The sequence below is a fragment of the Shewanella sp. 553 genome, assembly GCF_059338375.1.
Genome location: NZ_CM181701.1, coordinates 2,183,971 through 2,203,838 on the forward strand (window position 1 = coordinate 2,183,971; position 19,868 = coordinate 2,203,838).

The window sequence follows — 19,868 nt, forward strand, 5'->3', positions numbered from 1 at the left end:
ATTTTTATCGTTTATTTTAGCGCTTCTAGCTCTTCCCAACGCTCGAAACAAACTTCTAACTGCTGCTCTCGCTGTGCCAGTTCACTTAAACGACTGCTCACGACATCTTGTGCTTGAGCATAAAAATCCGGTTCACTAATTTGCGATTGTAAGGCTTCAATCTCAGCCTCTAATTGCTCCATTTTGGCCGGTAAACCTTCAAGTTCTCGTTGTAGCTTATAGGATAACTTTTTCTCAGGTTTAACCACAGGCTTAGCTTCTGGGGCTTGAGCAACTTTGGGTTGGACAGCGACTGGCGTCACTTGTTCCTCAGAATAAAATTTTGCGCCTTGCGACACCGCATCTTGATAACCACCAACGTATTCGCTCCAACCGCCATTACCGGTGAACCACCATGAACTGGTCACAGTGTTATCGATAAATGCACGGTCGTGGCTGACCAACAACAAGGTACCTTGATAATCAGTTAGCAAAGACTCTAACAATTCAAGCGTCTCAATATCAAGATCGTTCGTTGGCTCATCGAGAATAATTAAGTTTGCAGGCCGCAGCAATAGTCGCGCTAACAGCAGACGATTTTTTTCGCCGCCCGACAGTGCTTTAACTGGCGTACGGGCGCGCATGGGCGAAAACAGGAAATCTTGTAGATAGCTTAAAATATGCCTATCTTGGCCATTAATGGTGACGGTTTTCTTGCCTTCACCGACGTTTTCTTCAACTGTTTTCTCTGGGTCTAGCGCTTCGCGGTACTGGTCAAAATACGCCACCTCAAGCTTGGTACCCACTTTAATCTCGCCAGACTGAGGGGTTAATTGGCCAATCAATAGCTTAATTAACGTCGACTTACCACAGCCATTAGGACCAATTAACGCAATACGATCGCCACGCATCACACTAGTAGAGAAGTTCTTAACCAAATTTTTATCGGGTAAGTTGTAATTTAAGTCATTAACCTCAAATACCAACTTGCCTGAGCGTTCGGTATCGGCGACGGCCATCTTAGCGCCACCTTGGCGATTAATCCGTTCCATTCGCTCCATACGTAACGCTTTTAACGCCCGAACTCGGCCTTCGTTGCGGGTTCGACGTGCTTTAACGCCTTGACGGATCCAGGTTTCTTCATCGGCTAACTTTTTATCAAACTGGGCATTTTTTTCGCTTTCGACGCGCAACCATTCGGCTTTGCCGTCAAGATACGCCTGATAATTACCCGGCCATGATGTGACCACACCACGATCTAAATCGACAATTCGGGTTGCCATGCGTTGAATAAAGCCACGGTCATGACTGATAAACACGATAGCGCCGCGATAGTTGAGTAAAAAGGCTTCTAACCACTCAATGGTATCGATATCTAAATGGTTGGTCGGCTCATCGAGTAATAACAGATCGGGCTCACTGACCAGAGCTCGCGCTAGCGCTACTTTGCGCTGCCAACCACCAGATAAACTCATCAGGCTCGCATCGGCATCAAGACCTAAGAGTTCGCACGTTTGGTTAATTCTTGAGTCTAACTGCCAGCCATTAAGGTGGTCGATATCCTCTTGCAAACGCTCCATCTGTTTCAACATGCGATCCATCTCATCGACAGAGGCACTTGCAACATCATGGGAGAGCTGATGATAACGTTCTAATTTTTCACCAACTTCTTGTAAACCTGCGGCAATATAAGCATACACAGTTCCCTGCTCTGCTTTGGGAGGATCTTGTTGTAAGCGGCTGACTTTAATATCGGTGGCGATGTTAAATTCGCCTTCATCGAGCAACACATCACCACACAGCACTTTCATCAAACTCGATTTACCCGCACCGTTACGACCAACAATACAGACCCGTTCTCCCGGCTCTATGGTAAAGTCGGCGTGTTGCAGTAACGGCGTGTAACCGTAGGCTAATGAGCCATTGTTAATACGAACCAGACTCAATTTACGCTCCTATAAACTGTTTTAATTGTGAGATATCGAACGGCCAATTTAATTGGGCTTGCGTATCGGCACGCAAGAAAACAGGTATACGGGTGCCGTATTCCTGGGCTAATTCGTCGGTATCACAGATATCTTGCTTAACATAATCGATCCCTAAGGTATCAATTAATGCTTGTGCCTGTTCACACAGATGGCAAGCATCGGTGTGAAACAGGGTAAATAAAATACGATTAGGCATGGGTAATAAGCCAGGTATTGTGGATCTGAGGATTGCGTTTGTAATCCATAGGTAAGGTCTGGTTATCGATATTAGTCACCACTAAGCCGAGCTCAGCAAGCGCCTCACTTTCCATCTTAAACTTACGCTTATTATTAGAGAAGATGATCTCACCCTTTGGATTGAGCAGCTTCACTAATCCACTGAGCAAACTCACGTGGTCACGCTGCACATCGAATGAATCTTCCATGCGTTTAGAGTTAGAAAACGTCGGTGGATCGATAAAAATCAGATCGTACTTCTCTTGGCAATCAGCAATCCACTGTAAGCAATCGCTTTGAATAAACTGATATTGACGCCCAGATAGTCCATTTAAAGCAAAGTTATCTTGAGCCCAGCTTAAATAGGTATTTGACATATCCACGGTCGTGACCGACTTAGCCCCACCAAGTGCGGCATGTACCGATGCCGATCCTGTGTAGGCAAATAAATTCAATACCGAACGCCCTTTTGACTTTTCGCCCACTAGTTTACGGGTTAAACGGTGATCGAGGAACAAACCTGTATCTAAATAATCCTTCAGGTTTAACTTAAACTTAGCCCCATACTCTGTGGTAACCAGTTCCAATTTCTTGGCATCAAGCTTTTGATACTGATTGGTGCCTTTTTGACGCTCACGCGTCTTAAGAATAATCTTATCTGGATCGACCCCAATGGCATTAGGCAGTACTAATAATATATCGGTCAAACGGCGCTTAGTAACTGATTCTGGTATATCTTTAGGCGCTGAGTATTCTTGGATAACCACGTAATCTAGGTATTTATCCACTGCCACATTGTATTCAGGAATATCGGCATCATATAAACGATAGCTATCGATACCTTCGCGCTGAGCCCACTTACTTAATTGCTTAAAGTTCTTTTTGATTCGGTTAGCAAACGAGGTAGCCACTTCGCTAATCTCACCGCCTTGGGCCAACACTTGACTCGGTTCGATACGACGCGTGCTTTCGGCGTGCAGTGTATATAAGTTAAATGCACACTCTAACGCGCCATTGAACATTTTCATCTGTTTATCGGCTTTAAGTTTAAGCGCCGAGAGTAACTCAATATCGCTGTTGAGTACGGCGATTTTCCAGCCACCGAACTCACTCTTAAATTTGTCACCTAATTGATAATACAGCTGCAGCAGTGAAGTGACTGTGCCCAAACGCTCACCATAAGGTGGGTTGGTGATAATAAAACCTGTGGCAACAGGAGGCGTCACATCAAGCGCATTAGAAACGGAGAACTCAATTAACCCAGCAACGCCTGCATTTTCAGCATTACGTTTTGCCAGTGCCACCAGGCGCGAGTCGATGTCTGAACCAAAGAACTTGATTTGACAACGGCTGATACCCAGCGATGCACGCGCTTTGGCTTCATCCATCAAACCTTGCCACACACCGTCTTGATGACGTAACCATTTTTGAAAACCAAATTTAGCGCGATAAAGCGCAGGCGCTACGTCACAGGCCATCATCGCCGCTTCAATCAAAATCGTACCGCTACCACAGAAAGGATCGAGCACATCTTGCGGTGCCTCTTTCCAACCACTGCGCACGAGCATATTGGCCGCGAGGTTTTCTTTTAATGGCGCTTCACCCGTGGTGGCACGGTAGCCGCGCTGATGCAGTGCTGGACCAGAGAAATTGATCCCCAGCGTCACCTGACCACGGCGATAATGAGCATCAATCTTAAAGTCAGCATCGACGCGAGAGACGTTCGGACGTTCGCAACCATCGTCGCGAAAGCGATCCACTACCGCATCTTTAACCTTTAAGGCACCAAATTGGGAGTTTTTGATAAAGCCACCCACACCATGGAAATCGATGCTAAAGCTACTTTTATTCGAAAAGTGCGTCTGCCAATCGACACAATATGCTGCATTATAAAGCTGCTCGGGCGTTTCACACGGGCCTTTATAAATGACTAAAATAATACGGCTGGCAAGACGAGACCATAAGGTAATACGGTAAGCCAATTCCAGTGGTGCCGAAAAATACACCCCCGCAACACTTTCTTTAACGTCATTGGCACCAAGCTCGATTAATTCGAGCGATAATGCGTATTCATAGCCTCGTGGGGCTGCAGCAAAAAAATTCAACATGGATAAATAGACACACTTCAAAAATCAATCCGACATTATACCTTGTCCAACCATTAAAAGATAAAAAGTTCTAGCTATAGCTAGACATAAATTCCGCGATACGTTTAATAAGCCTGCAGAGTGCCGCTTTAATGAACGTCTAACAAGATAAAACCGATTGCCGCTTGCAATGCCATCTTGGTATCGATATAGTTCGCCCCGCTTTGAAGCACACCTAGTTACTCAGTGATTAAGCATGTTGACTAAGCAATTCTGTAGTAGCGGAATTAAAAGGCTACAGCGTTTGATACATACGGACGCGGGATGGAGCAGTATGGTAGCTCGTCGGGCTCATAACCCGAAGGTCGTCGGTTCAAATCCGGCTCCCGCAACCAATTCTTTAGTAGCAGAATTAAAACACTACAGCGTTTGATACATACGGACGCGGGATGGAGCAGTATGGTAGCTCGTCGGGCTCATAACCCGAAGGTCGTCGGTTCAAATCCGGCTCCCGCAACCAATTCTTTAGTAGCAGAATCAAAACACTACAGCATTTGATACATACGGACGCGGGATGGAGCAGTATGGTAGCTCGTCGGGCTCATAACCCGAAGGTCGTCGGTTCAAATCCGGCTCCCGCAACCAATTCTTTAGTAGCAGAATTAAAACACTACAGCGTTTGATACATACGGACGCGGGATGGAGCAGTATGGTAGCTCGTCGGGCTCATAACCCGAAGGTCGTCGGTTCAAATCCGGCTCCCGCAACCAATTCTTTAGTAGCAGAATCAAAACACTACAGTGTTTGGTACTTACTGATGCGAATGAAACAGCCCACCCCCTAACCGACTCTACACTTCATATAAGCAGCCCACTTTATATAAACAGCTCACTTTATATAAACGACAAAAGTCGTTGATAATATCAAAAATAAGCAATCTGCCTCCAGCAAGCCATATTCAAGTCAAAAAGCAAACATATACCGATTCAAGCTTTCAATAATTATACTTCAACATTAACGTTAACTTTCCATACGCCTACTTAACCAGCCATTTGAAACCTTTATTGTCTTCTTTGTTTAAATGCCCATTTCGAACCTCTATTAACTCCCCTCCTCCTTTATACTGCTTGCATTTTAATCAGCCCTACTTTCTACCACCTGCCGCGATAATCTAAATTTATTGTTGGCTAAAAATGAAAGCGAGCTGTAACGGCTAAAGGCGTTAATTACATAACTGCAGATAATAGTTGATTCATTAAGATGCGAAATCAAAAAAGGGGCCTAAGGCCCCTATCATGATATTTAAAACGTAAAACAAAGCCCAAAGTGAACTACAAGGCGAATAAGCGATAACTTAAGCTGCAGCGATTTGTCTACTCGCTTTTATTGGATGCAGCCTATCATTCATCACTTTAATACATTCGAATTGATTCAGTTGTTTAGTCTCGCTTAGTAACAATTTTGGAGACAGCAACATCACCAGTGATGCTTGAATGTTACTTTCAACAACCATAACATCGGCATTTACGCCCTGCGATCTGAGCTGAAATATTTTCGCCAATTCACTGTAAACGCATATTACTGACGTATCAAAAAACCATGACTTTGGCATTTGTGGTTTTAATAAATAGTGCGCTGCGGTGGCATTTAATGCCAATTGAACCTTAATCGCATCGGCAATATTTATCGTTTTTGCCAGACGTTCGACAAACTCAATATAGAATTTTGCGTGCTCGACGTTAAATTCCAGCGCAGTTAATGCATCAGGAATGAGCAATTTTGCTTTGTAGGGAGTCAGAAATTCCATATCCGAACCTAACGAAACGCTTAATACTCCATACGCGTCGTTATATATCCATTGCCAATCCCTTTGCGGCATTAATAACATAACGTGTACCTATTACTGTCAATACAGTCGGATAATAGTTGATATTTCATCCAATATCAAAAAAAATATTATAATTATGATATAGATAACAGTATGTTATGTATATCAGGCGCGATCGCTGCACCGATCGCGCCTGATCTTAGATCGACACAAGATCGTTATTTATGCTGAATTCGATACGCGTCAACAATTTCTTTAATTAATTCTGGACCACGATAAATAAATCCAGAATAAATTTGTACCATGGTGGCACCCGCATCGAGTTTATCTAGCGCATCTGCAGCACAGTTAATACCACCAACCCCTAAAATGGGGATCTGTCCTTTAAGACAGGTAGCAAGCTGTTTAATAACCTTTGTTGATAGTGAATTCAATGGCTTACCACTTAAGCCACCAGCTTCATTTGAGTTAACTAAACCACTAACACCATCGCGAGTTAACGTGGTATTGGTCGCTATCGCGCCATCGAATTCATTACGAATTAACGAATCCGCTATTTTCTCGATCTCCTCTAATGACAGATCGGGTGCGATTTTAAGTGCGATCGGTACGTATTTACCATGCTGCTGAGCAAGATCATTCTGCTTAGCTTTGAGCGATCCCAATAGATCATCAAGTAAATCACCATATTGCAATGAACGTAAGCCGGGGGTGTTGGGTGATGAGATATTTACCGCAATATAGGCTGCGTACTGGTACACCTTTTCCATACAGATAAGGTAATCATCTTTACCCTGCTCTACTGGCGTATCTTTATTTTTACCAATATTGACCCCAACCATAGCGCCCGATTTTACCGCTTTTAAATTGGCGACCAAGTTGTCGACGCCTTTATTATTAAAGCCCATACGATTGATGATAGCTTTAGCAGGTTTTAATCTAAAAAGACGAGGCAGTTCATTTCCTGGTTGCGGTCTTGGAGTCACGGTACCGACTTCAATATGACCAAAACCCATTGCATGAAAAGCATCGATGCATTCACCATCTTTATCCATTCCTGCGGCTAAACCAACAGGATTAGGAAAGCTTAGCCCCATAAACTCAACAGGCGTAGGCTCAATCTGCTGTGCATAGAAGCAATTAAGCGGTGAATTAGCCGTGGATTTCAGACTGTGAATCGCCAGATTATGTGCTTTCTCTGGATCCATCTGAAACATGACTTTTTGTGCAATTTTGTAAAACATGCATTCTCCTAGACCGAAAAAAGCCCCGGCTATTGCCAGGGCTTATTATTATTATAAATTTTACGATTGACCATCACAATGGAGGATCAGCAAATTCAGCTCACGTAATGCGACCGAAAACTTAGCAAACTCATGAGTTTGCGATGTCTTAAAGTCTGCAAGCATATGGAACCATCTCTCCAATAAGCCCTGATTGGATTCGATCCATTGCTCAATAATGGTGTCAGAATGACAACTATCGGTACAGGTGCGCAGTACAACCGAACTCAGTGCACGTTGTTGCCAATCAAGCTCTTCTCTAAATGCGGCTCTAGCTAATGCTTGCCAATGGTTAGCCACAGGCTGAGCACTGATCTGTTCTAAGAACCAATGCAACTCCACTTTAGCGCCTAACTTAAAGTATGTTTCGGCCACTAATGCGACTGGCTTATCTTCAAGTTGCGCAATTTGTGAAATATCAAGAGCAGAGAACAAAGTACTCATATTCACAACATTGGTAGCGACTTTCTCTGGCACACCTTCTTTAACCAAGGCTGTAATCTCAGTACCAATCTCGTTGACTTCATCTTCGACCATATACTGATGAACATTTTCACGCAGTGCTTCAAAGACGGGTCTATAGAAAGCAACGGTTTGTTCAATGCTTTGATTACGGCTGCGATGACGCAAGAACCAACGACACGCTCGGCGTAAATTACGGCGTAGTTGATGTAGCATTTCACCTTGAACGGCCGCTGGAACCATACCATTAAGTGCCGTAATAGATTTAGTTAATTCAGCTAAACCAAATACTTCACGCGCCATAGTGTAACAAATCGCAGCTTCGGCTACTGAGGCACCAGTCTCATCTTGCATACGTTGTACAAAATTAAGTCCCATATCGTTAACCAATTCATTGGCTAATGACGTCGCAATAATTTCAGCACGTAATGGATGGTTTACCATACGATCGCTGTAATTTTGTTGCAGCTGTTTAGGGAAGTACTCCACCAGCAACTGACTCAAGAAGCTATCTTCGGTGATTTCAGGGGTCAATAACTGCTCTTTGAGCACCATTTTGGCGTAAGCCACTAATACCGATAGCTCTGGACGCGTCATGGCTTTGCCATTAGCAAGACGTTCGGCCAACTCATCATCTGAAGGTAAGAACTCTAATGCTCTATCGAGCTTATTTTCTTTCTCAAGATAATGAATGAAACGAATTTGCTCTTTCAGTTGCTCGACGCCACGTACCTGTGTCACTGAGATAGTACGTGTTTGATCTTTACAATCTTGCAATACGATACGGCTGACTTCGTCAGTCATCTCGACTAATAAACGATTACGCTGCTTCAATGTCATCTCACCTTCTGCCACTAACGCATTAAGCAAGATTTTGATATTCACTTCGTTATCTGAGCAATCAACCCCACCCACGTTATCAACGAAGTCGGTATTAATGCGGCCACCCGTGGCAGCGTATTCAATACGGCCTAATTGGGTACAACCTAAGTTGCCACCTTCGCCGACAATACGCGCCTTCACTTCGCTGCCATTCACGCGCAGTGCGTCGTTGGCTCTGTCGCCGACTTCAGCATGTGTTTCGCTAGACGCTTTAATATAAGTACCAATACCACCGTTCCAAATCAGGTCAACGCGCATCTTGAGCAGTTCTTTTAGCAGCTCGTTAGGAGTCATCGATGCTTTTTTGGTGTCCAACATCGCCTTGATCTCTGGGGTCAAGGTGATTGACTTAGCACTGCGCAGGAAGATGCCACCGCCTTTTGAAATCAACTCTGGGTTGTAATCTTCCCAGCTCGAACGCGGCAAGCTAAACAAACGGGTACGTTCTTTGTAGCTAGAGGCTGCATCTGGTGTTGGGTCGATAAAGATATGCATATGGTTAAATGCCGCGACTAAGCATGTATGCTCAGACAACAGCATGCCGTTACCAAAGACATCACCGGCCATGTCACCTATACCTAAACAGGTAAAATCGGTGGTTTGGCAATCGATACCAATCTCACGGAAGTGACGTTTAACCGACTCCCATGCACCGCGCGCGGTGATCCCCATCTTCTTATGGTCGTAACCATTACTGCCACCGGATGCAAATGCATCGCCTAACCAGAAGTTATACTCCTGTGAAATAGCGTTAGCGATATCAGAGAACGTCGCGGTGCCTTTATCAGCCGCCACCACTAAATATGGATCATCTTCATCATGGCGCACCACATTGATTGGCGGCACGACTTCACCTTCGATGATATTGTCAGAGATATCCAACAAACCACGGATAAACAAGCGATAACACTCTTGCCCCTCGGCAAACAAGGCATCACGACCACCTTCGGTTGGCAGTTGCTTACATACAAAACCACCTTTAGCCCCAACCGGCACAATCACGGTGTTCTTAACTTGTTGTGCTTTGACCAAACCCAGTACTTCGGTGCGAAAATCTTCGCGGCGATCGGACCAACGCAAACCGCCACGAGCCACTTTACCACCACGTAGATGAACCCCTTCCACGCGCGGCGAATACACAAAAATTTCAAACTTAGGCAACGGACGTGGCATTTCAGGAATAAGCTCTGGAGAGAACTTAAACGAAACGTATGGCTTATTGCTGCCATCGGCCAAGGTTTGATAGAAGTTAGTCCGCATTGTCGCATTAATTAAGTCGAGGTAACGACGAATAATACGGTCATCATCAAGGCTAGACACATCATCTAGGCGCAGATTGATCTGTTCGACAAACTTGGCCAATGTGCGTGTTTTCAGTTTAGGGTTAAACTTACGAATGAACATTTTAACCAACAAATCAGCGATTTGTGGATAACCACTAAAGGTTTGCTCAATGTAGGCTTGGCTAAATGTAGCATCGATTTGACGCATATATTTAGCATAAGCGCGCAGAATTGAGACTTCGCGACCCGATAGGCCCGTTGCCAACACTAAACGGTTAAAGCCGTCATCTTCTAATTCTTTATTCCACACTTGCGATAACGCAGTCTGGAACCGGTCTTGACTGTCAGCTAAATTATCGACTGCAGCCCCTTGAACTGTCATCAAGAAGTCCAAAATCCAGAAAGTGGCCCCATCGGCTGTTTTAACTTCATACGGACGTTCGTTAATTACTCGAAGTCCGAAGTTTTCAAGCATAGGCAGTACATCTGACAGATGGATAGGCTCATCTTTATGGAACAGCTTAAGCCTAACTTTATTGTCGTTTAATGCGGTTTCTTGCGGCTGATAAAACAGCATGCCTAATTTATGCTCATCATCAAGCGCTTCTAGGTGCTCAATATCGACCACGGCAGAACTCGGTAAAGCATCTTCTTTATAACTGCGTGGGAATGCATCGATATAACGCTTAAGCAAACGATTGCCCGACTCTTCACCTTGTGCCGAGATTAACGCGCTACTGAGTTTATCTTCCCAAGAACGCGCCGCTTCAATCAGATTATTTTCAATAGCAGCCACATCTACATCCGTATTATTATTATCGACTTTAACAATGTAATGAGTACGTGCCAGCGTTGACTCGGAGAAATAAGTCGTGAATTCAACGTCTTCATTAGTATTGAAATGTTGCGCCAAAATACGTTGGGTATCTTCACGCAATTTAGTGTTATAGCGATCTTTTGAGACATAAACCAAACAAGATAAGAAACGGCCATAGCCATCTTTACGCACAAACAGTTTAAGCCTGTCACGATCTTGCATCTCAAGTACGCCACGCGCCATGCTGGCTAGTTCTGATTCACGCGCTTGAATAATCTCATCACGTGGCAGCGTCTCAAGGATATGCATTAAGGCTTTGTAATCGTGCGAACCGGCTGTTAAGCCTGAGGCATCAAGCACCCGTTGGATTTTTTCTGCTAATAAAGGGATCTCACGTGGGCTACGATTATACAAGTTAGAGGCGTACAGACCGATAAAGCGATCTTCACCAATCACATTACCTTTTTTGTCGAAGCGTTTAATACCGATATAATCGATATAGGCTGGACGATGTACACGGCTCTTTTCACTGCTTTTGGTTAAAATAAGCAAGCTCTTATCGAGGGCTTCTTTACGAGCAGTATCAGACAGACTCGACAGCAACAAGCCCTTATTATGCTTAGGCTTACCGGGTACATTCATTAGCCCTAAACTGGTGTCATTATCAGGCACCAACTCTAAATCACCTTCGACTTTATTGAGGCTATAACGGCGATAACCAAGCAAGGTGAAATGGTGGTTGTTTAAATAGGTTAAAAAGTTAATTGCTTCATCGAGATCGCGTTTTTCTCCAGGGAAAGGACGCGTAGCTAACTCTTTAATGGTACTGGTTAACTTGTTTGACATCTTCTGCCAGTCATTAACCGATGCCGACACATCGACCAGCACAGAAGCAATCTCTTTCTCTAAATTCTTGATATCTTCATCACTGCTAAGGCGATCAATTTCGATAAGAAATACAGCGACTTTTTCTGATTTTTGGTTTTTATCATCGCCATAGGTAACATTAATAATCGCCTCTTTATCTCGCTGCACCGTGAGCGGCGTATGCAGCATCATATGGGTAGTAATGCCCATACGATTAAGGGCCATGCCGACCGAATCGACTAAGAACGGCATATCTGGGTGGATCACCTCAATAATTGAGTGAGATGATTTCCAGCCATGCTTAGATTGGCTTGGATTAAATACGCGGATATGGGTTTCACCTACGGGGGTTTTATTGGCGACATTCCAAAGACTGAGCACCGCACCGTAAAGATCGCTGTCATTACGCGCATGTAAATCATCTTTTGACATATGCGCATAAATGCAGGTGGCGAACTGTTCGACCTGCTTAGCTTGTGAATTAGGGACTTTTGAGTGAATGAGGTTAACTACATTTTCAAGTAATACTGAAGGCATTGCATCTTTCAAGGCCATGTTACTGTTTCCTTTAGGGTCTATGGCAGCGCTTTTCTTAATTATCTGGATGCTAGAGCATATGACGGGCCAAATAATGTGACCTAGGTCATAGCGCGAAGTCTATTACTAAATGTGCCATATTTCGAGGATTATTTCAGTGGTAGATCCTGCTTAACTCCGCAGTGGAGCAGGTTTAAGGTCAATAGATGAAAAAACAATCGGAAACTTAGCGTAACTATTCAAAAAACAGGCAAAAAAAAGGAGAGCATCTGCTCTCCTAATGTATTACTGCTTTGGGTTTCGCCAGAATACCGCTCCTATCGCCGGTAAAATAATTATGGCGCCTAACATATTTACCAAAAACATAAATGTCAGCAAGATCCCCATGTCCATTTGGAATTTTAACGCCGAAAAGAACCAAGTGCTCACCCCAATCGCCAGCGTTAAGCCAGTAAACATCACGGCACTACCACGTTCGATTAACGCTTGATGATATGCTTTTTGCACTGGCATCCCATCACGAAGCTTAACAGCCATGGTCGATAAGATATAAATGCCATAATCGACACCGATGCCCACCCCCAATGCAATCACGGGTAGCGTACTGACCGCGAGGCCAATATCAAGCTGAGTCATTAAGGCTTGCGCTAAGGTCGATACCACATACAAAGGTAAAATCACCGCAACCGTTGCCCTTAACGAGCGGAAACTGATCAAACACAGCACAAATACGGCGCCGTAAACATACAGCATCATAGGTAGCTGTGCCTCGGCAACTGCTTCATTGGTGGCAGCCATCACGCCAACAGGGCCAGATGCCAATTTGAAGCTGATTTTATCGTTATCCATTTGCGCCGATAACGCTTTGACCTTGTCGATCACCACTTCTATGGTTTCGGCTTTATGGTCGGTTAAAAACAGGTAAACCGGCATTACCGAGCAATTACCATTCAGCAGCCCCGATGTGGTGGGGATTTGCCCTACCGCTTGCACCAGACTCGCAGTAGTGCGCGGTAATACCTGCCATTTGGGATTTCCCTCGTTAAAGCCGGCGTTAACCCGCTTAGCAATCGACGCCAAACTTGCTGTCGACTCAACCCCTGGAGTATTGGCCGCTAACCATTCAAACTGATCGATTTGTATCAATACATCATGATAAGTACAAGCTTCAGGGAACGCCTCGACAATGACCGTCATCACATCTGTAGTGACCGAGAATTTGTCGGTAATATAAAAAGTGTCTTGATTATAACGACTATCAAAATGCAGCGCTGGTGCGCCGCCTTGTAAATCGCCAATTTTCATCTTATTAGCTTGTTGCCAGCCAACACCAAACAGCATCACAGTTAACACGAGTACCACTGCAGCATACTTAGGCGTGGCAAAATAGGATAAACGTAACCAGAGTTTATCTATGCCGGCATGAGGCTTAACCGCTAACGGATTTACCTTGGTATAAGAGATCAATAGCGGCAGCAAAATGAGGTTGGTTAAAATGATGACCGCTACACCCAGTGATGCCGATATCGCCAGTTCGCGAATAATACCAATGTCGATGGCTAGCAGAGTCATAAAGCCCACAGTATCAGACAACAGCGCTATGCCACCGGGCACCAGCAAGCTTCTAAAGGCCAGCGCAGCGGCGGCTTTGGTCGATTCCCCCTCACCCACTCGACGGCGCACGGCGTTGATCATCTGCACGCTATGGCTAACCCCGATAGCGAACACCAAAAACGGGATCAGTATCGACATGGGATCCAGACCAAAGCCCATGACAGTTAATAAACCTAATTGCCACACCACCGCCACCAAGCTGCACGCTAATGGCAGTAGGGTCAATTTGACTGATTTTGAAAACAGGTAAACCATGATTGCCGTCACTAAAATGGCAATTAAAAAGAACAGCACAACCCCTTTAGCGCCTTCGGCGACATCACCGGCCATTTTGGCAAAGCCGATGATATGGATTTTAATCTGTTCATTTTCATACTGCCCGCGCAGCTCTTTTTCTAACTGAGTGGCAAAGGCTAAGGTGTCTAACGGCTCGCCCGTTTGAGGGTCAAAGTCCATTAACTGAGCAGTGACCATCGCCGCTGAATAATCTTCCGCAATAAGGCGACCAACGATACCGGCTTTTTCAATGTTGCTACGTACCACTTCCAGTCCTGCTGGCGTGGTAGAAAAAGTCGCCGGGATCACCGGCCCGCCGGCAAAACCATCCTCCACCACTTCGGTAAAACGCGTCGAAGGAGAGAACAACGACTTCACTTGGGCCCTATCAACCCCAGGGATAAAAAACAATTGATCATGTACTTGCTTTAGCGAATCAAAAAAATTGGCATTAAAAATATTCCCGCTGGTGTCCTCGACCGCCACCATGATGCTGTTGGCGCCACCAAATTGCTTTTGATGCTTTAAATAGGTTTGCATGTAGCTGTGATTAAGCGGAATATTTTTAATAAACGCCGCATCCATGCGTAAATGACTGGCTTGAAAGCCCAAAAAGAGTGTCACCACTACAAAGGCAAAAATGACCAATCCCCGTTGCCTAAAAAGGAACGACTCTAATCCATTAACTACTTTATCTAACATATCAGGGCCTTATTATTCTTGTTTTAATTCGAAGAAACCTTTTGTACCCGCAACCCATTGTTTACCATTAGTATCCCGACTAATAGTGACCAGGTTTTCACCTTGGCGTTGCGCGACCATTGCAACAGCGCCATCATGATAAACATCGATAATTACGCCCGCATTACCCACGAGCCTTATTTTGTTATCATCGATGATAAGTCCACCGTTTAAGGTCGACTGGATCGGCAGTGCTATCTCTTGCCAACTATTTGCCCCATCCTCGCTCTTAAACAGATGACCACGCAGCCCCATAACGTAGACACCTTTGCTTGTCACCAAAGCATTAAATAAGGAGCCGTCATAAGGAAAATCGAGCCGCTGCCAACTGATGCCTTTATCTTCTGAGACCGCAGCTAACCCTAACTCACCCACCATTAATAAACGCGAATCATCTAGCGGCACCACGCGATTAAAATGGGGCAACAAGGTACTACGTTCACTGAGGTATAAGGCTTCATCTTCGGCTTTTAAGTCTTCAAGGTAGGCAATATCTTCTTCAAATAACAGCTCACCATGAAACTCCGGCTCCCACGTATTACCGCCATCTTTACTGCGATAAAACATGCCATAAGCCCCAATGGCGATACCGTTTAACTCATCGAAAAACAGCACATCCATGAGGGGTTTTTCAATTTCAGGCGAACTCATCTGCACCTGCCAACTAAGTCCGCTATCTTGGGTGTGTAATACCGTGGCATCGTGACCCACAGCCCAGCCAAGCTTGTCATCAAGCAGAAAGACTTTCGTTAGATGCGCTTGAGTCGGTGATGGGCGTTGCTGCCAGTTGTCATCAAATACAAACAGATGCCCGCGCTCGCCAACCGCCACGGCAGTGTCAGCCTTGAGGGTCGAGTCTAATACTAAAGAGTGCACGGCTAATGGCTGAATGGATGAGCTCATATCTGTATCGGCGCTCACTGTGTTTATGTTCGAGGTGAGCAACACAGTTAGCAAGACCAATCGAAGCATGCTAAACGACATACAAACTTCCTTTTATAATGAAGAGGCCTTGCGGCCCCTCCCAAAGTGGTGATTAACGAATACCCGCACGTCGTAATGCTGCTGGGGTGAAGTTAGCCTCACTCAACTGCGCATCAAAATTGTACATGCGACCTTCGTTATCTAATCCCATAGCCAGATAACGACGCGATTGCAGATCGTGAATAACTTCTAAGGTGGTCCACAAGGTAGGCACTTCATAATAGTTAATCGCATGAGCTACGCCGACGCGATACAACTCATCGCGGTTATCGTACATATCGGTTAACGAAACCTGCCAAGAGTCTTCATCGATGTAGAACATGCGTGTTTTATAGATATGGCGCATCCCCTCTTTAAGCTGCGCTTTTACTACCCATACACGGTGTTTTTCCCAGCGTACGTGCTCAGGGTTGATATGACCGGCCTGCAAGATTTGATCATATTTGAGCTTATCTGAATGCAACTTATAGTCATTGTAAGGAATATAGATCTCTTTCTTACCCATTAACTCCCAGTTATAACGCACAGGCGAGCCGTTAAACATGTCAAAGTCATCGGTGGTGCGCAGCCCGTCTGATACTGTGCCAGGCGTATCAAATGCCACGTTTGGCGCTTTACGCACTCGACGCTGCCCCGTGTTGTAGGTCCATGCCTGACGCGGTAAGGCTTCTTGATCCATTGTTTCTTTAACCAATAACGCGGTACCGGCTAAACGGGCAGGCTGAGTCACGACCTGCTTGAAATAAAACAGTGTGTTAGAGTCCTTTAATTGATCTAAGGTCATTTCTGGACGTGAATATTCAAAGCGCAGCTCTTCAGCCGTTTCAACCAAAGTATAACTGCCACTGGCTGTCGGTGCCGCTTGACTGCGCGAGGTTTCAAGGTCAACACCACGAAAACGCAATACATGGTTCCAGATAGCTTCTAACCCATTTTGCGGAATTGGAAATGGGATCCCAATGGCGGCACCTGAAATACCATTACCATCAGCAATTAACTCGGCGCGAGTCGCGTTGGCCTTGGTGGCATCGTAGACAAATTGTGGTACCGAAGCCGTCCTGCGAGTCTGATACACATTCATCTTGTATGTGTCTGGATACAGCTCAAACAGTTTTAACTGCCCCTCTGTGAGATTTGCCTTGTACTTATCTTTGTTAGCATTAGTGATGGTAAATTCAATTTTATCAGCAGCAAAAGGATCGGGATGATGCATCCCTTTTTCATAACCTGCGACCACTTTCGTGATACCGCCATCCCATGCAGGAATAGTCCCATCTGCGTTAGCCGCTTTTTCGCCGCCAAGTGGCGTTAATGATGTGCCTAATTTGGCCGCGTCGGCCTCTGATACTTTGGCAAATGCAACAGGAGCGCTCAATGCAACGATCACAGCTGTCGACAATATAGCTAGTTTATTCATCGTTATCGTCCTTGTGAATTAGATTGAATACTTGATGTTAAATGACACGTAATCACGATCAGACATCTGATTAGTCGTCCCTACACCACCAAAGAAAGAGTTATAGGAGAAATCGGCTCCCCAACGGCTTTGATAATCGAAGTTCACCCCGATAGCGACCGCTTTCTTACCTTCGGTAAATAGGAACATAGGATCTGGAGTTATCCCTTTAACATCATGAGAGAAGATAATGCGCGGTGCCATATTCACACCGGCAAACAAGTTGTTGTAATCCGCCTTGGCTACAATTCGATAGCCCCATGAAAAGTCAGTAGGGAACGGATTGGTTTCTGGGCCGTTATGCAGGGCTTCGATAATGCCTGGCATATCTGGGTTGCCCCCAGAACGAGCCGTGCCAGGGCCATTTAAACGCAGCTCATCAAAGCCAGGCATATCGTGGATCCACACACCACCGACTTCGGCTAACATGGTTAAGTTACTGGTGCCTAAAGTAGGACCAAATAAATGCGTAAAGGTGACCTGTGCTTGAGTAGTATCACGCAGAATATACCCTTTGGCTGACTCGCCAGAGCCTATACCTTCAATTTGCGATATGCCGTCTAAATCAGGGCGCAATCCGGCATTGGCGAGTTGCTGAGGCATGGCGGCAAATAACAGTTCAACGTCATCAATTTGCAGCGGCTCATCTTGACGATGGGCTATTTCACCAGCAACGGACGTATCACCGATCAAGGTGTTAAAACTGAAACCATAAAGCTGAATATCTTCAGGATATTCAATTTGTGCCTTAGAAAAGGTTTCTAGCCCTAATAAGGTGTTACGATCGACCGTGCCTCCGGCAGCAGCAACTGCGCCCAGCTTAGCTAAATCTCGCCCAATGGCCTCGGCAGTAAAATTAGCTGCGGTGCCACTGATCAAAGGACGGCGGCTATGATAGTTCATGTAATACAAACCAAATTCGGTTTCGCCAAGTTCTGGCGCATAGTAACCAAACTTAACACCGTACTGTCCTGAATCACTGGCACTGGCTTGATCTTTCACTAAGGTCGCTTTGGTTGGATAGGCTAAAGCCAATTTCCCTAAAGTCTCAGCATCATATTGCCCCGAGGCCATCATCTGTAACAAGTTATTGTATTCTGAGACAATAAAATCGAGATTCATGTCTGGGTTAGCATTAAAACCAAGCTGGGCGTTTTGAGCATAACCACCATAACCGGCAAAATCATTGGTGGAAAAAAACGACCCAGGTGTCGGCACCCAAACAGGCTCCCAGTCATATTGATAGAAAGCTTCTACAGACAGAGAGTCGGTGACCCCCAAAGATGCCCACACCATGCCTTGCGGCCTAAATGCTTCTTTTAATTCAGCCCCTGGAGCATTAAGAATATTCAGATCCACCGGGTTTATCACCCCAATCCCGTGGGCAATAAGGGTACTTTCGCCCCACGATACCACCTGGTTACCCACTCTAACCGTTAGCGGGTTTGCACCATCATTAAAATCAAAGTTACCGTAAATAAACGCATCAAGCAGACGCACATCTTTACATTGCACCTTAGAGGCTTCGGAGTCGGCACAAGGGTCGTACTCTTTACCTGTTAATGGGTCGGTGTAACCATAACTGCCGTCATTTGCCTTTTGATCGTAGAAATACATACCACGAGCAAACAGACCATAGTTTTTATATTGTAACGACAGCTCATGTAAGCCTTTGAACACCATTGAAGTGACGTCGCCTTGAGAATACAGCATGTTACTCAAGTCGCCGTTACTAGAATATGAACCGGGTTGAGCCCAGATCTCTGCAGAGGAATATTTGGTATTGTTAAAAGCGGAATAATTGGACCAATCGAAACGTGGATGATTCACTTTGCCAATGTGATCATCCCAGTTGCGCTCTTCAACTCGCCAACTTGCGCCAGCACTCCAAGTTGAATCAAACGAACCTTGTACTTCGCCCCAATCAAAGGACACCGCTTGAACGACAGGTGCAGTGGCAATGCTCAACGCTGCGATAATCCCCAAAGCAAGCGTTGACTTATTAAAGCCATTTTTAAGATTTTTCATTTTAGCTCTTCTCCGTAACCTGTTGGATTCTTTGTTATAGGAATGGTGGCCAACATCTTGTTAGCGTACAGGTAACACTATTGTTACAGCATTTACGATCGATGAGCAAGGTGTAAAAAGAGAAAATAACCTTGATATTTGGATACTTAAGCCAAATAAAATCCTGCTTTTCAAACGCACGATTTAAATAAGCAGATACAAAAGATTAACGGTGAGGAAGGCGTATCAAAAAAACAATAATAAACAGGTAATTATATTTATAAAGTGAGCTTAAATGGGGGGGAGTTTTATAATCAATCGTTTGAAGTAATAACTCTAATTATTATAAGCGAGTCAAAGAACGAAACTGGCCTGTATCATCAAGCTCTAATCTAAAGTAACCAGAAAGGCCACCAGGTGTTAAGAAAGGTCGAAAGTGACGCGCATTGATCCACAGGGTTTTCCCCCCGGTTTCCTTCACTTCGACTTTATCTACATATCCTTGATAATAATTTAGAAAATCACGGTAACTGACATAAATTGAAAAGAAAAAGACCATAA

Annotated in this window: 11 protein-coding genes and 4 tRNA genes; 4 read left to right on the plus strand and 11 right to left on the minus strand. The window is 44.9% G+C overall.

Annotated elements, in window-relative coordinates:
- Nucleotides 1–11: 11 nt before the first annotated feature.
- The 3 genes from AC5YBZ_RS09880 to rlmKL are packed head-to-tail and all read right to left on the minus strand — an operon-like array spanning nucleotide 12 to nucleotide 4,291.
- On the minus strand, nucleotides 12–1,925 hold the full coding sequence (locus tag AC5YBZ_RS09880) for an ABC transporter ATP-binding protein (protein ID WP_494518971.1): 1,914 nt from the start codon (nucleotides 1,923–1,925) through the stop codon (nucleotides 12–14).
- 1 nt (nucleotide 1,926) lies between these two features.
- Entirely contained in the window at nucleotides 1,927–2,163 is a 237-nt protein-coding gene (locus AC5YBZ_RS09885; protein ID WP_475514125.1) for a glutaredoxin family protein, read from the minus strand.
- On the minus strand, nucleotides 2,156–4,291 hold the full coding sequence (rlmKL, locus tag AC5YBZ_RS09890; protein WP_494518970.1) for a bifunctional 23S rRNA (guanine(2069)-N(7))-methyltransferase RlmK/23S rRNA (guanine(2445)-N(2))-methyltransferase RlmL: 2,136 nt from the start codon (nucleotides 4,289–4,291) through the stop codon (nucleotides 2,156–2,158). Before rlmKL ends, AC5YBZ_RS09885 begins: the two co-directional genes overlap by 8 nt.
- Nucleotides 4,292–4,588: 297 nt before the next feature.
- Here rlmKL and AC5YBZ_RS09895 point away from each other — a divergent pair.
- The 4 genes from AC5YBZ_RS09895 (at nucleotide 4,589) to AC5YBZ_RS09910 (ending at nucleotide 5,040) form a co-directional block, all read left to right on the plus strand.
- A tRNA-Met gene (locus AC5YBZ_RS09895) sits at nucleotides 4,589–4,665 on the plus strand.
- A 48-nt stretch (nucleotides 4,666–4,713) separates the two neighbouring features.
- Nucleotides 4,714–4,790, plus strand: a tRNA-Met gene (locus AC5YBZ_RS09900).
- A 48-nt stretch (nucleotides 4,791–4,838) separates the two neighbouring features.
- A tRNA-Met gene (locus AC5YBZ_RS09905) sits at nucleotides 4,839–4,915 on the plus strand.
- Between the two features lie 48 nt (nucleotides 4,916–4,963).
- Nucleotides 4,964–5,040: transfer RNA gene (locus tag AC5YBZ_RS09910), tRNA-Met, on the plus strand.
- Between the two features lie 584 nt (nucleotides 5,041–5,624).
- Here the strand turns inward: AC5YBZ_RS09910 and AC5YBZ_RS09915 are convergent.
- From AC5YBZ_RS09915 to AC5YBZ_RS09950, 8 genes are all read right to left on the minus strand, one after another.
- Nucleotides 5,625–6,158 carry a cell division protein ZapC gene (locus tag AC5YBZ_RS09915; protein WP_494518969.1) on the minus strand — a complete coding sequence of 178 codons (534 nt, stop codon included), beginning with the start codon at nucleotides 6,156–6,158 and terminating at the stop codon, nucleotides 5,625–5,627.
- Between the two features lie 158 nt (nucleotides 6,159–6,316).
- A complete protein-coding gene (gene pyrD / locus AC5YBZ_RS09920) occupies nucleotides 6,317–7,342 on the minus strand; it encodes a quinone-dependent dihydroorotate dehydrogenase (RefSeq protein ID WP_494518968.1) in 1,026 nt (341 codons plus the stop codon).
- 60 nt (nucleotides 7,343–7,402) lie between these two features.
- On the minus strand, nucleotides 7,403–12,247 hold the full coding sequence (locus AC5YBZ_RS09925; RefSeq protein ID WP_494518967.1) for an NAD-glutamate dehydrogenase: 4,845 nt from the start codon (nucleotides 12,245–12,247) through the stop codon (nucleotides 7,403–7,405).
- Between the two features lie 267 nt (nucleotides 12,248–12,514).
- A complete protein-coding gene (locus AC5YBZ_RS09930; RefSeq protein ID WP_494523598.1) occupies nucleotides 12,515–14,821 on the minus strand; it encodes an efflux RND transporter permease subunit in 2,307 nt (768 codons plus the stop codon).
- Nucleotides 14,822–14,833: 12 nt separating this feature from the next.
- Nucleotides 14,834–15,844 (minus strand): WD40/YVTN/BNR-like repeat-containing protein, encoded by a 1,011-nt coding sequence (locus AC5YBZ_RS09935; protein WP_494518965.1) that lies wholly within the window; start codon nucleotides 15,842–15,844, stop codon nucleotides 14,834–14,836.
- Nucleotides 15,845–15,896: 52 nt separating this feature from the next.
- Nucleotides 15,897–17,261 (minus strand): DUF1329 domain-containing protein, encoded by a 1,365-nt coding sequence (locus tag AC5YBZ_RS09940; RefSeq protein ID WP_494518964.1) that lies wholly within the window; start codon nucleotides 17,259–17,261, stop codon nucleotides 15,897–15,899.
- Between the two features lie 18 nt (nucleotides 17,262–17,279).
- Nucleotides 17,280–19,328 carry a DUF1302 domain-containing protein gene (locus AC5YBZ_RS09945; protein ID WP_494542863.1) on the minus strand — a complete coding sequence of 683 codons (2,049 nt, stop codon included), beginning with the start codon at nucleotides 19,326–19,328 and terminating at the stop codon, nucleotides 17,280–17,282.
- 322 nt (nucleotides 19,329–19,650) lie between these two features.
- The gene (locus AC5YBZ_RS09950; RefSeq protein ID WP_494518962.1) at nucleotides 19,651–19,866 is read right to left on the minus strand and encodes a DUF2835 domain-containing protein; all 216 of its coding nucleotides are present in this window, start codon (nucleotides 19,864–19,866) and stop codon (nucleotides 19,651–19,653) included.
- Nucleotides 19,867–19,868 lie beyond the last annotated feature (2 nt).

What these genes read in the sequence shown, in the direction of transcription:
- AC5YBZ_RS09885 (WP_475514125.1), bottom strand. Translation starts at nt 2,163, where the DNA reads ATGCCTAATCGTATTTTATTTACCCTGTTTCACACCGATGCTTGCCAT.
- rlmKL (WP_494518970.1), bottom strand. Translation starts at nt 4,291, where the DNA reads ATGTTGAATTTTTTTGCTGCAGCCCCACGAGGCTATGAATACGCATTA.
- AC5YBZ_RS09915 (WP_494518969.1), bottom strand. Translation starts at nt 6,158, where the DNA reads ATGTTATTAATGCCGCAAAGGGATTGGCAATGGATATATAACGACGCG.
- pyrD (WP_494518968.1), bottom strand. Translation starts at nt 7,342, where the DNA reads ATGTTTTACAAAATTGCACAAAAAGTCATGTTTCAGATGGATCCAGAG.
- AC5YBZ_RS09925 (WP_494518967.1), bottom strand. Translation starts at nt 12,247, where the DNA reads ATGGCCTTGAAAGATGCAATGCCTTCAGTATTACTTGAAAATGTAGTT.
- AC5YBZ_RS09930 (WP_494523598.1), bottom strand. Translation starts at nt 14,821, where the DNA reads ATGTTAGATAAAGTAGTTAATGGATTAGAGTCGTTCCTTTTTAGGCAA.
- AC5YBZ_RS09935 (WP_494518965.1), bottom strand. Translation starts at nt 15,844, where the DNA reads ATGTCGTTTAGCATGCTTCGATTGGTCTTGCTAACTGTGTTGCTCACC.
- AC5YBZ_RS09940 (WP_494518964.1), bottom strand. Translation starts at nt 17,261, where the DNA reads ATGAATAAACTAGCTATATTGTCGACAGCTGTGATCGTTGCATTGAGC.
- AC5YBZ_RS09945 (WP_494542863.1), bottom strand. Translation starts at nt 19,328, where the DNA reads ATGAAAAATCTTAAAAATGGCTTTAATAAGTCAACGCTTGCTTTGGGG.
- AC5YBZ_RS09950 (WP_494518962.1), bottom strand. Translation starts at nt 19,866, where the DNA reads ATGGTCTTTTTCTTTTCAATTTATGTCAGTTACCGTGATTTTCTAAAT.